This is a genomic window from Vibrio cyclitrophicus, from assembly GCA_023206055.1.
GTDB lineage: Bacteria > Pseudomonadota > Gammaproteobacteria > Enterobacterales > Vibrionaceae > Vibrio > Vibrio cyclitrophicus_A.
Genome location: CP065367.1, coordinates 59,558 through 75,216, shown reverse-complemented (window position 1 = coordinate 75,216; position 15,659 = coordinate 59,558). Strand labels below are relative to the sequence as shown.

Annotated in this window: 15 protein-coding genes and 1 riboswitch; of the genes, 3 read left to right on the top strand and 12 right to left on the bottom strand. The window is 44.9% G+C overall.

The window, feature by feature from the left end; genetic code table 11:
- Positions 1-100 precede the first annotated feature (100 nt).
- The 4 genes from aroG to ITG09_16240 form a co-directional block, all read right to left on the bottom strand.
- Positions 101-1,153: a 3-deoxy-7-phosphoheptulonate synthase AroG gene (gene aroG / locus ITG09_16255; GenBank protein UPR54509.1), complete on the bottom strand. Its 1,053-nt coding sequence runs from the start codon at positions 1,151-1,153 to the stop codon at positions 101-103.
- Positions 1,154-1,466: 313 nt separating this feature from the next.
- A complete protein-coding gene (locus ITG09_16250; GenBank protein UPR54508.1) occupies positions 1,467-1,682 on the bottom strand; it encodes a DUF3820 family protein in 216 nt (71 codons plus the stop codon).
- A gap of 12 nt (positions 1,683-1,694) precedes the next feature.
- Positions 1,695-2,366 carry a DUF3313 domain-containing protein gene (locus tag ITG09_16245; protein UPR54507.1) on the bottom strand — a complete coding sequence of 224 codons (672 nt, stop codon included), beginning with the start codon at positions 2,364-2,366 and terminating at the stop codon, positions 1,695-1,697.
- 99 nt (positions 2,367-2,465) lie between these two features.
- On the bottom strand, positions 2,466-2,819 hold the full coding sequence (locus ITG09_16240; GenBank protein UPR54506.1) for an XRE family transcriptional regulator: 354 nt from the start codon (positions 2,817-2,819) through the stop codon (positions 2,466-2,468).
- A 322-nt stretch (positions 2,820-3,141) separates the two neighbouring features.
- Positions 3,142-3,231: riboswitch (cyclic di-GMP riboswitch) on the top strand.
- Positions 3,232-3,303: 72 nt separating this feature from the next.
- Here ITG09_16240 and gbpA point away from each other — a divergent pair.
- Positions 3,304-4,770, top strand: coding sequence for an N-acetylglucosamine-binding protein GbpA (gene gbpA, locus ITG09_16235; GenBank protein ID UPR54505.1), 1,467 nt, complete (start codon positions 3,304-3,306; stop codon positions 4,768-4,770).
- A 110-nt stretch (positions 4,771-4,880) separates the two neighbouring features.
- On the opposite strand, the gene ITG09_16230 is transcribed toward gbpA, so the two are convergent.
- The 4 genes from ITG09_16230 to ITG09_16215 form a co-directional block, all read right to left on the bottom strand.
- A complete protein-coding gene (locus ITG09_16230) occupies positions 4,881-5,819 on the bottom strand; it encodes a protoheme IX farnesyltransferase (protein UPR54504.1) in 939 nt (312 codons plus the stop codon).
- Positions 5,809-6,864 carry a COX15/CtaA family protein gene (locus ITG09_16225; protein UPR54503.1) on the bottom strand — a complete coding sequence of 352 codons (1,056 nt, stop codon included), beginning with the start codon at positions 6,862-6,864 and terminating at the stop codon, positions 5,809-5,811. Before ITG09_16225 ends, ITG09_16230 begins: the two co-directional genes overlap by 11 nt.
- A 74-nt stretch (positions 6,865-6,938) precedes the next feature.
- Positions 6,939-7,547 carry a hypothetical protein gene (locus ITG09_16220; GenBank protein ID UPR54502.1) on the bottom strand — a complete coding sequence of 203 codons (609 nt, stop codon included), beginning with the start codon at positions 7,545-7,547 and terminating at the stop codon, positions 6,939-6,941.
- A gap of 54 nt (positions 7,548-7,601) precedes the next feature.
- A complete protein-coding gene (locus tag ITG09_16215) occupies positions 7,602-8,492 on the bottom strand; it encodes an SURF1 family protein (protein ID UPR54501.1) in 891 nt (296 codons plus the stop codon).
- Between ITG09_16215 and ITG09_16210 the strand changes: the two genes are divergently transcribed.
- The gene (locus tag ITG09_16210; GenBank protein UPR54500.1) at positions 8,431-8,661 is read left to right on the top strand and encodes a DUF2909 domain-containing protein; all 231 of its coding nucleotides are present in this window, start codon (positions 8,431-8,433) and stop codon (positions 8,659-8,661) included. The two genes, ITG09_16215 and ITG09_16210, sit on opposite strands and share 62 nt — an antisense overlap.
- Positions 8,662-8,680: 19 nt before the next feature.
- Here ITG09_16210 and ITG09_16205 read toward each other — a convergent pair whose 3' ends face one another.
- From ITG09_16205 to coxB, 4 genes are all read right to left on the bottom strand, one after another.
- Positions 8,681-9,565, bottom strand: coding sequence for a cytochrome c oxidase subunit 3 (locus tag ITG09_16205; GenBank protein ID UPR54499.1), 885 nt, complete (start codon positions 9,563-9,565; stop codon positions 8,681-8,683).
- A gap of 304 nt (positions 9,566-9,869) precedes the next feature.
- Positions 9,870-10,478, bottom strand: coding sequence for a cytochrome c oxidase assembly protein (locus ITG09_16200; GenBank protein UPR54498.1), 609 nt, complete (start codon positions 10,476-10,478; stop codon positions 9,870-9,872).
- A gap of 11 nt (positions 10,479-10,489) precedes the next feature.
- Positions 10,490-12,151, bottom strand: coding sequence for a cytochrome c oxidase subunit I (gene ctaD / locus ITG09_16195; protein ID UPR54497.1), 1,662 nt, complete (start codon positions 12,149-12,151; stop codon positions 10,490-10,492).
- Entirely contained in the window at positions 12,148-13,365 is a 1,218-nt protein-coding gene (gene coxB, locus ITG09_16190; GenBank protein ID UPR54496.1) for a cytochrome c oxidase subunit II, read from the bottom strand. The genes ctaD and coxB overlap by 4 nt, the downstream gene beginning before the upstream one ends.
- Positions 13,366-13,869: 504 nt before the next feature.
- Between coxB and ITG09_16185 the strand changes: the two genes are divergently transcribed.
- A complete protein-coding gene (locus ITG09_16185; GenBank protein ID UPR54495.1) occupies positions 13,870-15,576 on the top strand; it encodes a phospho-sugar mutase in 1,707 nt (568 codons plus the stop codon).
- Positions 15,577-15,659: the final 83 nt, after the last annotated feature.

The following is a 15,659-nucleotide window of genomic DNA, read 5'->3' as shown; positions in this document are numbered from 1 at the left end:
TACTTCCAGTTTTCAACTAAGATCCACAAAAAAGCCCTTACTAGCAATTGCTAATAAGGGCTTTGAATTTTCAGTCGCTTAGTCGCTGACTGTAATTAGTCTATTTGTTGCGGCGAGCTTCAACAGCGCCTGCCAGTTGGCGAAGTACTGTTTCAGTGTCTTCCCAACCAATACATGCATCAGTAACAGATTGACCGTAAGTTGCAGCTTTGCCATCAACCAAGTCTTGGCGACCTTCAACAAGGTGAGATTCAATCATCACACCAAAGATAGCTTTGTCGCCACCAGAAATTTGTGCGCTTACGTCATCAGATACATTCATTTGACGCTTAAACTGCTTAGAGCTGTTTGCGTGACTGAAATCGATCATCACTTTTTGTGGAAGACCTGAAGCTGCTAACTCTTCTTTAATCTTACCAACGTGTTCTGCGCTGTAGTTTGGCTCTTTACCGCCACGTAAAATGATATGACAATCAGGGTTACCTGCCGTTTCAACGATAGCTGAGTGACCGTACTTAGTTACCGATAAAAAGTGGTGAGAAGCGCTAGCAGAGCGAATTGCATCTGTTGCGATCTTGATGTTGCCATCAGTGCCATTCTTAAACCCAACTGGGCAAGATAGACCAGAAGCCAGTTCGCGGTGAACTTGAGATTCTGTAGTACGTGCGCCGATTGCACCCCAGCTGATTAGGTCAGCAACATATTGAGGCGTGATCATATCAAGGAATTCACTTGCCGTAGGCATTCCCATATCAGTTAGGTCAAGCAATAGCTTACGTCCAAGACGAAGACCATCATTTAGCTTGAACGTATCGTTCATGTACGGGTCGTTGATTAGGCCTTTCCAACCAACAGTTGTACGTGGCTTTTCAAAGTAAACACGCATTACGATTTCAAGGTTATCACCAAGTTCGTCGCGTAACACTTTCAAACGCTTACCGTACTCAAGAGCAGCTTCTGTGTCATGAATAGAACATGGACCTACAATAACAAGCAAGCGGTCATCGCTCTCTTCTAGAATATTGTGGATCGCTTTGCGGCTTTCAAAGGTTGTAGAAGAAGCAACTTCTGTCGCTGGAAACTTTTCTAAAACAGCAACAGGGGGTAATAACTCTTTTACTTTGTTAATTCTTACATCATCAGTCTGGAACATTGCTTACTTCTTCCTTTTTTCTATCCTTGAGCTGAATGTACGTTGTCTCACGTAACTTTCTATCAGCACTAATCTTCTTGTTCCCTGTAACTTAACTAGTAAAAACTCTAGTTTCAATCACTAATTAAAAATAAACGCAATTTTTTTTGTGTTTTATATTTAAAACACCATGTATAAAATTATTTACACACTATCGGTTGCGTAATTTATGTCAGATTAAGAACGGTTATTCTTCAAGCTTCACCATACATGTAAAATTATGCAGAAATTGAAAATAAAAAAGCTCACGTGATTAACGCGAGCTTCTAACTAATTACATTCTTTTCAATGGCTTGACAACGCTATCAAGCCCTTCAATTTTCAGAGCAAGACACAGTTTTAATAAATCGCCTAGTTCACCAGACGGGAATCCCTTTTTATCAAACCACAGCAAATATTCTTCAGGCAAGTCAATCAGTGTACGACCCGCGTACTTTCCAAATGGCATCTGCATTCGAGCCAACTTAATCAGGTTCTCTTTCTCTAGCATTATTCGCTCTTTCTATGCGTCATCTATGTTGTGTAGAGTATCACCTAAACGCTCGACCCAATAGTTGATCGCGTCTTTCGCATCATCTAACGAGTCAATCATGGTTGAAAAGTCTTTATTACCCGCTTCACGGTCGATGGCAGCAAACAATGGCGTGCCCTCTTGAGCATCACTGACCAATAACTCTACACTCGCACTACCAACATTCGTGTGTTCGCCAGTTGTCACTTTAGATATGGTTGACATCGCAAGGCCAAACGGCAGTACACTACTGGTCACGGCTAGGATAGGGTTTGGAGTTTCAACGTTACTCAGGGCGATACTCAAGCGAAGCGTCTTACCCGTGGGTTCATCGACAATTGTTTTATGCGGCGATATTTTCTCTTCCAAGCGTGTAACCATGTGATCAGTCAGCTCTTGAATCTCCTCCTGATCGAGCGAACCTTCCTCTGCCAGTACAAAAATTTGGTCGATCACCACCGAGTCATACTCATCGAGTTTGGCTTTCAGGCGTTGTGAATCACGTAACCCTATCCTTGCCCATACTAGATCGACGCCTCCATCAGGACCGGCGCTAAAATCTTCATAACTAGTGAATTTGGTTGCGGTTTTAATTGGACCGCCTGCACAACCAAACAAAAAAATGCTGGTTGCAACAAGCAAGAGAAGTTTTAAAGGTTTCATAGCGCACTTACATTAAATAGAAGAATCCAACTAAGTATGCCATACCCTATGTGGAAAGATTGTAGAAAAAGGGGTTAAAACTCAGAGCTAGCTCTAAAATTAGTTATGCTGCACGGTGTGAGCATACTCTACAATCACCTGATTTCCTTCGATATAAGCGTTTTGAATCTCGCCATCAACACTCATTCTACTTTTCAAATAAACCACTTTAGGTCCAGATTCATTGCCTTCTTTTAGTGAAGGGAATACATTCCTTGGTTCCAAATGAAGTAAACGGCAAAAATGACTGACGAAAGACATAGTCAATGGCGTCTCCCCTCTTAACACTCGTGAGAAATCAAGCTGGTTCATTCCTAGCTTTTTTGAAAACTCCATCTGCGTAATTCGCATTCGCGATTTTTGTGACATCCACGTTTGATACAACGCATCTCTGTCTTGTTCTGTGAATTCCATACCGACTCCTTTATATAATTCATACCAATCAATTGTCCGTTTTTTCATACACGACATGTCAGGGCTCGGTTAGTGGAAACCAAAGGTTTGGTTTGATATGAGTGCAATTGTTGTACAGAGCAGAACACAAAAACCCAAAAGCATTCACAAAAACAATTAGATCAAATACTTTCTTTATTTATATCAATAATTTATACGTTAACTAACGAAACATATAGCAAGTTAATTTGTATCAAGAATTAAAAGTTCGAGATTAGCATTCCACATTTCAATCTATTGATTCGCATTTATAAAACTGGTTGGCTACATTCCGTTTGCTTAAACGCACTTCTGGCAAACTATTTGAAAGAATAGGACGCAAAGCCACCGATCTGTCGACAAATATTCTGTCTATGATAGCGGGGTCGCCACTTAATAGGATTTAAGTGCATATGCATGCCGGGGTGTTCTCTTTTTTGTCGGCCAAATACAGTAAGGACAAATAATGAAACAACTCCCAAAAAAGTCACTCATCGCGCTGTCGCTACTTAGCGTAAGCGGTGCAAGCTTCGGTCACGGTTATGTTTCGGCATACGATAATGGCGTTGCTGAGAGCCGTGTCGCTCTATGTAAGTTCCCTGCGAGTGACACACAACAGAAAAACACTGATTGTGGTGGTATCCAATACGAACCACAAAGTGTGGAAGGCCCAGAAGGCTTCCCTGAAGTCGGCCCTGCAGATGGAAAAATAGCCAGTGCGCAATCGTCTTTAGCGGCAGCATTAGACGAACAAACTGCAGATCGCTGGGTTAAACGTCCTATCAAGTCGGGCTCTCAATATTTTGAGTGGACGTTCACTGCCAACCACGTGACTAACGACTGGAAATACTACATTACTCAACCAGACTGGAACCCAAACCAGCCTTTGGCGCGCAACTCTTTTGACTTAACGCCATTTTGTGTTGTTGAAGGCAATGGGCAACAACCACCTATGCAAGTAAGCCACTTGTGTAATGTTCCAGAGCGCGAAGGTTATCAAGTGATCCTTGCTGTATGGGACGTGGGTGATACTGCGATGGCTTTCTACAACGTTATCGATGTGAAATTTGATGGCGACGGCCCTATCATTCCTGATTGGGATCAAGGCGGTCAAATCAACCCAACTCAAGATCTAAACATTGGTGATGCTGTTTACACTCGTGTCTTCGATCAATCGGGTGAGAACGCTTCATACAGCACTGAGCTCGTCATTGAGAGCAACGATCAAGGCAAAGCAAATAACTGGTCTTACGCGCTTGCGGCTAAGATCAACAAAGAACAAACGCAAATCAAAGCAGGTCAGCTGAACGACCAAGGCGATTTCGCTCCTGTATACGGTTCGAACCCTATTTACTTAAAGGCAGGTTCAGGCTTTAACAGCGTAGAGATCGGTTACAAAATTGATACTCCAGAACCAGACCATGAGCTAGAAGTAACAGGCTTAGAGTCTGAGTACATTATTGATGAAAACCAGCCGACACAGCTTGATCTTACTCTTGCAGCAACAGGCGATATTCAAGCTGAATTGACTGTGTACAACCATCATCGTGAAGCGCTTGCCTCTCAAAAATCTGAATTAGCAGACGGACAAGTGGAAGATGTTCAACTGACTTTGTCTAAATCTGAAGCTGGCCACCACATGCTTGTGGTCGTGACGAAAGATGACCAAGGTAACTTAGTGGATCAGAACACGCTTGATTTCCATCTGATGGATGAGCAAACACCTCCACCAGCGGGCGATTACGATTTCGTATTCCCTGAAAGCATTGAGTCTTACACAGCCGGTACAACAGTACTAAGCAGCGATGGTAGCGTTTATCAGTGTAAAGAGTTCCCATACTCTGGCTACTGTGTTCAATGGGCACCAACAGCAACTCAGTACGAACCAGGTGTAGGTTCACACTGGCAAGATGCTTGGAACAAAGTGGACTAATTGATCACTAGATACTTACTTTCCATAGGTGAGTGTTAGCAATCAGCCAAACAAAAGCGGATGCCCAGCGCATCCGTTTTCTTATTCAATAACATCTGAAACGTCAGTTATCAAAGTAGATAGTGATCTGCCAACAAGGCTACAAACAAGAGCATCAAATGATAAATGGAGAACTTGAATGTCTTCATCGCCATGTTGGGCTCATCACGATATTTAAGTACCCAAGCGTGATAAACAAACCCGCCGTTGAGCACCAATGACGCGCTCAGATATATCCAGCTGCTCATGCCAACTAATACTGGTAGTACACACACGACGCTTAACAACAGTGTATACAGCAAAATTGAAGTCTTGGTGTAAGCTATCCCATGAGTCACGGGCAACATCGGGATATCCACTTTGGCGTACTCGTCACGACGATGAATCGCAAGCGCCCAAAAGTGTGGAGGCGTCCAAATAAAGATGATCATCACCAGCAACCATGCGCTTGAATGTAGCTCATTAGTAACAGCCGTCCAGCCCAATAACGGAGGCATTGCTCCAGCTATTCCGGCTATCACGATGTTCTGCGGCGTCGCTCGCTTCAAGTACATGGTATAGATAACGGCATATCCCAATAAGCTCGCAAAGGTTAGCCAAGCGGTCAGTGGGTTTACCAACATCACTAAGGTGACGAAGCCAAGCAAGCCAATGCCCGCGGCAAAACTGAACACTCGTACGCTACTGAGCTCCCCTGATGGTAACGGACGTCGGTTGGTTCGAGACATTTGCCCGTCGATCTTCTTGTCGATCAAATGGTTAAACGCAGCAGCCGACCCTGCCATTAACCCTATCCCTATCATGCCGAATAAAGCTTGCTGTAGTGGCAGTCCATTAGGCACAGCTAAGCACATTCCGACTAATGCCGTTAGCAACATCAAAGCAACCACTTTAGGCTTGGTCAGTGTTAAATAAACCTTCCAAGCAGCTTTGTTTTTTGCAGCCATTTCATTACTTGAAGCTGGGACTTGAACCACCACTTCATGCTGTGTTGAAACTCTACTGACCATGATTACCTCCTTGTAATACACTGTTCTTTACCAAGCTCTCACTTGGTTTTCGCTGCCAAACAACAAAGTTGGTCACAACCATGCTAATAAGCAGTATCGCCGCAACTAGAATATGCAAAACCGCGACTGAGATTGGCAGGTGAAACCACACGTTGCTGATTCCAAGGCTGATTTGAGTAACCAACACTATGGCAACAATCACGCTCAGCTTTTGATGCGCTGTTTGACCAAACTTCCACAACTGATACACGACCATTAGCACCGTCAACGTTGCCACAATAGCGCCAAACCTGTGCATGACATGTATTGTGAGCCTTGCGGGATACTCCAATACACCGAACTCATAGTTATCATGGCCGTGCTGTGCAAAATCGAACGCGTTCTTAAAGTCTAGATAGCTTGTCCAATTCCCCTCACAAATTGGTAGCTGGGTGCACACCAACGCGGCATAGTTTGATGAGGTCCACCCGCCAAGCAATATCTGCCCCACCACAACCACTAACCCCAACGATGCCCAGAACTTAATCTGAGGCGCGTAAGAGGGTTCGCCAAATCGGGTTTGGAAATTAGAGAGACGACAGTAGAGCAGACACAACAGTGACAGCAACGTGAAGCCCCCCATCAAGTGCGCCATAACCACGACAGGCATCAGCTTGAGTGTCACCGTCCACATGCCTAATAAAGCCTGAAAAATCACGGTTGCCGAGATCAATAACGGCAGTCCAGCAGCAGTGATGTTCTTCTTAATACACCAAGCCACCACAACAAAGATAAGAAGTCCTAATGAACCCGCAAAGTAGCGATGTATCATCTCAATCCAAGCTTTATCTGCTTCGAGAGCACGTTCGGGAAATTGGAGGTTTGCTTGATTCACTGCTTGTGCGTCAGAAGGAACGGTGATTTTCCCATAACACCCAGGCCAATCGGGGCAACCAAGGCCGGCATCAGACAAACGGGTATAAGCACCGAGCACGATCACAGCAAGCGTAAGTAAGATCGTCACTCGCATCACGAGCATGAGTAAATCAGGGGCTTTATTCTGCATCGTTTACCTCCCTATATTTATTCCCTTTTCGCTAACAACACTCAGCATTAACGCCATCTGCCAAAGCTTATCAACTACCCAACTCGTGATAGCTTAAGTAGCTTTCTTAAATCATGAATCATGCCTTTGGATTGCCCGACTAGCTGCGACGGTTCCAAAACGCTTTTGTATTCCATAACCAATTGCCCGAGTGGGTCAATAATGACAATGGAAGCCGGCGCAAACTCGGTACTTAACTGATCACCACCAGCTAACAAAGATAGATCAGGCTTATCAAGAGAACCCGATAACGAATTACCTTCTGATACGAAAATAACGGCGGTCACGCGCTCTTTGTTTTTCCCTAACGCTAAGTAACTTTGATTCAAATAATGAAGCTGTTGTTCGCACAAGCTTTCGCACTCCATCGGTGCGATATAACCCACTAACCACCCCTCTCCTGCCATTGGTACCGTTACACCGAAATCCGCTAGTGTGGTTCTTGGTTCTACCAATTCGCCCGAGTTAGTGACACCTGAGGTGTACCAATTCTGGTCCAACACGGTTTTAGCGATAATGGCAGGCAAAGCGAAAATCAAAACTAATCCAATTAATACCAGACGTCCCTTAGTTCGGCGGCTTTTAAGCTCAGCCATGTTTGCATCGGTACTTTCGCTATTCATTTGTACTTGAGATTTATCCATCTTTCTTCCTTGTTGTAGGCGCTACCTTTAAGTCGCTATTTCAATTTTGAGTACCTACTTCTTATTCATTTGGCTATTTTTCTTAAAATATCGGAACCCAATTAACAACATCAAAAACAGAAGTACAGCAGCCATTACAAACCATTGAAACGAGTAACCAAAGTGCTTCTCAGATTTCATCGCCGTCGGCCGCCATAACAACTCATAAGGCCAGGAACCTAAGCTCTGAGGTTGGAAGACAAAGGGCAGCACTTCTTGCCCGGTATATTGTGATAACGCTGCTATGTTTAGGTTTTGGATTCTATTCGGTGTCGTATTTTCTAAACCCAATTCATGACTCAAAGGATTCACTGAGCGTGTGTACAAGCGCCCTGACATTTTGGTTGGTACAGTAATGTTTCCTAATTGCGGTAGTTCTCTTCTGTCATTACTTGCCGCAACAAACCCAAGATCGATCAACAACTGTTTTTCAGCCACTAATGAGTTATTTTCATCTTCAAGACGAACCTTTCCCAACATGTAAATCACATACCCTACCGTTCCTTGGTTTATCTGGTTGTCTAACAAGAACATCAAGCCACTCGTATTTACCAATTCAACATCAGCCTTTAACCCGCTTAGGGTTTGAGGATTTAGTGACTCTTGGCCAGATAAATCCTGCTCTCGCAACTCAGAAATAACGACATCTAAAGGTTGTGGCGATAGCTGTGCTCTCTCTGTCAATTGTTGTTCATAACGTAATTTATCGTTACCACGATCGAGTTGCCATAAACCTAACTTGATTAAAGCGCCGACTGAAACCACAGTTAAAACAACCGCTATCCAAAAACCTTTACTGCGGAACTTATGTTCATCATCAATCAATCGGTTTGGAGTTATCACTATGGCGTCATCTACCTTTGTGTTGTTATTTAAAGTTGTATTGGTCGCTTTGCTGTTTTTCATCGCTTTCAACTTGATGAAAGGTCTAATCCAAATCGCCTCAGGTAAACACAATGGAAAAAGGCTCAGTCACTTCTTGGGGCGTCGTGTGATGTGGTCAGCCGTTGTCGTGCTACTTTTATTACTTGCTTTGGGATCAGGAGTGATAACTCCCAACCCTCGCCCCTATTAATCCCCTATAGGCTCAACCGTTAAAGCACATAAACAAACACAAACAGCCCTAACCAAACCACATCAACAAAGTGCCAATACCAACTGCCCGCTTGGAACGCAAAGTGGTCTTTCGGAGTGAAGTGGTCTTTCGCAACCCTTGCCAGCAGCACAATCAAAAAGATCGTCCCTAAACAGACATGTAAGCCATGAAACCCGGTCAACAAGAAGAAGGTGTTGCCATAGATGCCAGACTGAAGTGTCAGCCCCATCTCTTGATAAGCGTGAAGGTACTCTTCAACTTGGAAGAACAGGAAGAAGCCAGCCAGAACAATGGTTATCTCCAACCAGACGATCAAAGCCATACGCTTATTTTGCTCAAGACTGATATGTGCCATGTGCAGCGTCACAGAGGAAAGCAGCAGAATAATAGTGTTCTTAAGAGGGATACCTTGCCAAGGCATCGCCTGTGTCGTTACACCATCAGGGGTAGTCGTTAATGGCCATATCGATTGGAACATCGGCCACAATACTTCATGGGTCATTTCATTATTGCCCGCACCACCAATCCAAGGCACAGAAATCATTCGAGCATAGAAAAGCGCGCCAAAAAAAGCGCCGAAGAACATGATTTCGGAGAAAATAAACCAGCTCATTCCTTGCCTAAAAGAACGAGAAATCTGCTCAGAATAGAGACCACTCAATGATTCTGTGATCACATTGCTAAACCAACCTGCGAGCATGTAAAGCAGCACTGCAAACCCGACTAACAACACCGCTTTGCCAAATACTCCACCTGCGGCGTCGGTGCCCATGTTTTGCACCGTCAAGCCAGCGCCAACTGCGACCAAAAACAGTGCTACGGCACCCACCAATGGCCAGTGGCTTTGGTGTGGAACGAAATAAACTTCCTTTTTAGAACTCATCGCTCAACTCCTTATGTTGATACTGGTTCTGTAATTTCCTAGGGCGCGTTGACCTTTCGCGGTTAAATTTTGTTCGAGATAAAAGTGTTTTAATCGCGGCGAGGGGGAAGTAGCCTAGTCATTCTAAGCAAATCTCCCTCAACAAAGAGTAAAACACTTTTAGCCGAACCCTTCGGGCAGCGTTTGCTGGTCATTTCTACTACGTTATCGGCTTCTCATGTAGGCTAGCTACACATCGACGCCTCTGCCTTGTATAAACACCCAGCAACTCGCTGCAAAAATCAGCTCGAAAGATAAACACGCCCTAATTACTTGCGAGTACGTTAGGCTCAGATTTATTGGCCGCTGCACCCATCTCATTCGTGATATTAAATAACGTATAAGAGAGCGTAAGCGTATGTATCGATTCTGGAATATCTGGCTCAATGTAAAATATCAAACCCATTTCTGCGCTCTTGTGCCCGTCCAATGGCTGCTGATTAAAGCAAAAGCACTCCATCTTATTGAAGTAGGTTGCCCCCATTCCTGGAGAAACCGACGGTACAGCTTGGCCAATCAATGAGGTTTCAGAAAGGTTTTTGGCAATGTAGTTAGTTTGAACCACCTCACCAGGGTGAACCTCTAACACTCGAACCTCAGGCGAGAACTGCCACGGCATATCAGGCTTAATGTGCGACATAAATTCAACACGAACAGTACGAGAGTAGTCAGGCTGCATTCCCTGAGGTTGAACGGCAGAAACGGTATTAGTTTTGCCATTAATACCTAAGGCCTCACACATCACATCGTAGAGCGGCACCAAAGCGAAACCGAAGCCAAACATCGCAACCACGCTCAACACCAAGTAACCCGTCAGCTTTTTGGATGAACGTTTAGGTTGGTTTTTATCTTGATCGCTTTGCTTATCACTCATGGCTCTGCCCTCTAATCCACTTTAGGCGGATGAATAAAGGTGTGGTGAGGCGCAGGGCTTGGTACTGTCCATTCAAGACCTTCTGCTCTATCCCAAGGCTTGCTTGGCGCAGGCTCCCCCCCTCTTACGCACTTAATAGCTAGCCATAAGAAAATCAGCTGAGACAACCCAAAGGCAAAACCACCAATCGAAACGACTTGGTTAACGTCAGCAAACTGAATGGCATAGTCTGGAATACGACGCGGCATTCCAGCTAACCCTAAAAAGTGCATAGGGAAGAACAGCACATTGACTGAAATCACCGATGTCCAGAAATGCCACAGACTGAGCTTGTGGTCGTACATATGCCCGGTCCACTTAGGCAGCCAATAATAGGCGGCAGCCATAATCGAGAACACGGCACCTGTTACCAGAACATAATGGAAGTGAGCCACAACAAAGTAGGTATCGTGGTATTGGAAATCAGCAGGCACTATCGCCAACATCAGCCCAGATAACCCACCAATCGTAAACAAAACAATAAAGGCAATCGCAAACAGCATTGGGGTTTCAAAGGTCAAAGCCCCGCGCCACATGGTCGCCACCCAGTTGAAGACTTTCACACCGGTCGGCACCGCTATCAACATGGTGCAATACATGAAGAACAGTTCGGCAAATACTGGCATACCCGTTGTGAACATGTGGTGTGCCCACACTAAAAAAGACAAAATGGCGATACTACAGGTCGCGTACACCATCGAATGGTAACCAAACAAGCGCTTGCCACTAAAGGCTGGGATGATGGCCGAGACGATACCAAACGACGGCAAGATCATGATGTACACTTCGGGGTGCCCAAAGAACCAGAATATGTGCTGGAACATCACCGGATCCCCACCACCAGCGGCATCAAAGAAGCTGGTTCCAAAGTATTTGTCAGTCAGTACCATAGTCACCGCACCCGCGAGAACGGGCATCACGGCTATCAGCAAGAAAGCGGTAATTAACCATGTCCATACGAACATTGGTAACTTGAACCAAGTCATACCCGGTGCGCGCATGTTCACTATGGTTACGATCACGTTAATCGCCCCCATGATAGAACTGATCCCCATAATATGGACTGAAAATACGAATAGCGCGGTACTGTCTGGGCCATAAGTTGTCGAGAGTGGCGCGTAGAAGGTCCAACCAAAGCTCGGACCGCCCCCTTCTGTAAATAAAGACCCGATTAAGATTAGAAACGCAAAAGGCAAGATCCAGAAACTGAGGTTGTTCATTCTCGGCAACGCCATATCTGGTGCACCGATCATCATTGGGATCATCCAGTTAGCCAAACCCGTAAAAGCGGGCATCACTGCGCCAAACACCATGATCAAGCCATGGACAGTCGTCATCTGATTGAAGAAATCTGGCTCAACGAGTTGCAACCCCGGTTGGAACAGCTCCGCACGGATCACCATCGCCATGGCACCACCCGTTAAGAACATTGCAAAGCTGAACCACAAATAAAGTGTACCAATGTCTTTATGATTGGTTGAATACAGCCAACGAGCCCAGCCTTTAGGTGCCGCATGTGAATCGTGATCATCAACAGGCAAATCATTATTGCCCAAGGTGCCTTCCGCAGAATGGCTCAGTACTTGATCTTCTACTGGAGCCGATTTCACCGGCTTATTGATTGGTGAACTCATAACTGCTCCTTAGCATCATTTTGTGCTTCATCCGTTGAGCCTTGTTCTACACCTGTTTGTCCACCGCCTTCTTGCTTGGTCTTGTAAGCATTAACATCTGAAGCCTGAACAATATCACCGGTGTCATTACCCCAAGCGTTTCGTTGATAAGTTACTACCGCTGCGATCTCTTTCTCAGTTAACTGATTATCGAATGTTTGCATCGCCGTTCCGCCACGACCATAAACAATAGTGTCGATATGAACATCCACATCTCCAAGGGCAATAGGGCTTCCTTTGATGGCAGGGAATGCTCCGGGAATGCCCTCACCGTTAGCTTGGTGGCAAACCGCACATCGAGTTTTGTAAACCTCTGCACCGATGGTATTCAACTCTTCCAAAGAAAGTGACGCATCTAATGCATCTTTCGCGGCTTGTTGTTCGGCTATCGCCAACTCTTTCTGTTCTGCTAGCCATGCGTCAAACTCATCTTCTTCCATAGCATGTACCACTATCGGCATGAAACCATGAGCGCGGCCACACAACTCTGCACACTGCCCTCGGTAGACACCAGGCTCATCTATCTTTGTCCAAGCCTCATTGATAAAGCCCGGAATGGTGTCTTTCTTAACGGCAAACGCTGGCACCCACCATGAGTGAATAACATCATCGGAAGTCATCAAGAAACGGACTTTACGGTCAATAGGCAGTACAAGCGGCTTATCAACTTCTAGCAGATAATGTGCGCCTTTCACTTCGAGACCTTCAATCTCTTTGTCACTGGTCGCTAGAAGGCTGAAAAACTCGACGTCTTCACCAAAATAGCTGTAATGCCATTTCCATTGTGAACCAGTGATTTTAACGGTCAGATCTGATTGGGAGGTATCTTCCATCGCTATCAAGGTTTTAGTAGCGGGTATCGCCATAGCGATGAGGATGACAATAGGGATGATGGTCCAAAGAATTTCCACTTTCGTGCTTTCGTGAAAATGGGCAGCAACTGCGCCCTTTGATTTCCTGTGCCTCAAAATCGAATAAAACATCACACCAAAAACAACGAAGGCAATCGCGCAGCAGATGTAGAAGATCAGCATATGAAGTTCATACACTTTACCGCTAATCTCAGTAACACCTTGAGTCATGTTGTAATCACTGCTTGCGTTCACTAAAGGCGATACTAAAAGCACAACAAAACTCTTCAAAAGCCACACTAGCCTAACCAGTAATCTTTTCAAAAGATCTCTCCTTATCCTTCCTAATTGGATACTTGCGACCTAAATGTCGTTGCGAGCTCTATTTCGTTGCGAGCTGTGTTTCATTGCGAGCTACATGTGATTGCGAACAGGACAACATTCATAGTTATTCCAACTACACATGAAAAGGCTGAATCTCAACCTACAACTCACATGAAAATATCCTGTAAGCGGGCTGCTGACCTCATATAACCTAAGAACTAATACGATTCAAAAGCGTTGGAGGTTTCTATGAAAGATTCAAAAACGGCGAAATTGTTAAATTTTGTTATATTTATGTAAAAGGCTAGTTAGTGATATCCAATTGTTCAAGGTAAGTTTACTTACTAAACAGTCAATTATTTGAAGTGGCTTAATCTACGTGCCCTCTTGCCGTTGGAATTTATTTTATATCGAGTTTTACGATTGCCTTCATGGAAATGATAATCAATATCACTTAAATTAAATCAACAGTAAGTCATACCGACATTAAAAGGTTTAGTGATTATGCAAGATGCAATGAATTGGTTAGCGAGAGACCCAGACCCAAGAACTCGTGAAGAACTTCAACACCTCATCGATGAGGGAATGCACGACGAACTTGAAGACCGCTTTACGCAACGATTAGAGTTCGGAACGGCAGGACTTAGAGGAAAAGTGGGATGCGGCCCAAATCGAATGAACCGTTTAGTCATACAGGAAACAGCAACCGGACTTGGCCACTACTTAATCGAACATGTCGCTAATGCCACCATCCGCGGTGTGGTCGTCGGTTATGACGGACGTTTAGATTCAAAGCAGTTCGCGATTGATACCGCTTCCGTACTCACGGCTTTAGGCATTAAGGTTTACCTAACCTCTAATGTCGCAGCGACCCCTATCGTTGCCTTTGGCATTGAACACTTCAACGCCGCAGCGGCAGTTGTTGTGACGGCCAGCCACAATCCACCAGAATACAATGGTTTCAAAGTGTACTGGGAGAATGGCGCTCAAATCATTCCTCCTCACGACGCGGGCATTGCCGCTGAAATCGATATCGCATCAACTAAGCCGCTCCCTTTAATGAGCCTAAGTGACGCTGAAACACAAGGTAAGTTAGTGTGGTTAACTGAAGGTTATTACCAAACGTACCGCGCTGCGATCAACCAGAGCCCATACGTGAGTAAAGAGATCGAATCGGCGAACACCACTATCACCTATACAGCAATGCATGGTGTCGGTGCACAAATGGCTGAAGATCTTCTCCATGATTCTGGTTTCCATAAGGTGTTCAGCGTAGCCGAGCAAAGAGAGCCTGATGGCAACTTCCCAACCGTCAACTTCCCTAATCCGGAAGAAAAAGGTGCGATGGATTTGGTGGTTAATCTAGCGAAAAGTGTCGACGCCGACATTGCTTGTGCCAACGATCCAGATGCAGACCGATTCGCCGTTGCGGTCAGAACTGAAGATGACTCGTACAAAATGCTCACGGGTGACCAAGTAGGTGTGTTATTCGCACACTACTTGCTGTCAAAGCCACGCACTAAAAATCAGTTAGTTGGAAATAGTATCGTGTCATCAACGCTACTTGAAAAAGTGGCGAATGCTCATGGTGCGACTTATTTCCAAACACTGACAGGCTTTAAATGGTTGGCCAACATTGGCATGCAATTAGAAGACGAAAACAATGAGTTCTTATTCGCTTATGAAGAAGCGCTAGGCTATACAATTGGTACTCAGGTTCGAGATAAGGATGGGCTGTCTGCCATCGTTGTTTTTGCTCAATTGGTTGAGGAGTTAAAATCTCAAGGTCGAACGGTTTGGGATCTTCTCGCTCAAATTTCATTTGAGCATGGGGTTCATACCAACGCACAACGCAGTATCGCGCTTGACCCAGATTCACCATCTATTGGCTCCCAACTTAGGTCAGCACAACCCAAAGCGATAAATGGAGTGGCTATCTCTGTGATTGAAGATCTGCAATCATCTTTGCGCTTTTTTATTGGTGGTAATACTGAGGCGATTAATCTGCCCGCGAGTGACGTACTCATCTATCACCTCGAGGATGGTTCACGCATCATCGTAAGACCTTCAGGCACAGAACCAAAAGTGAAAGTCTATTATGAGACGGTGACAAAGTTTGAAGGGACAGAAACCTACGATGACACTCGCCTGCGCGGTGAGAAGTACATGGAGGAACTGATTGAACAACATCAACAAGAGTTGAACTCATAGAGATTTAGTGTGTTCAACATGTAACGGTTAAATGTAAAAAATGGACGCTCGAAGCGTCCATTTTTGTCTCAGCGGCTAACCTC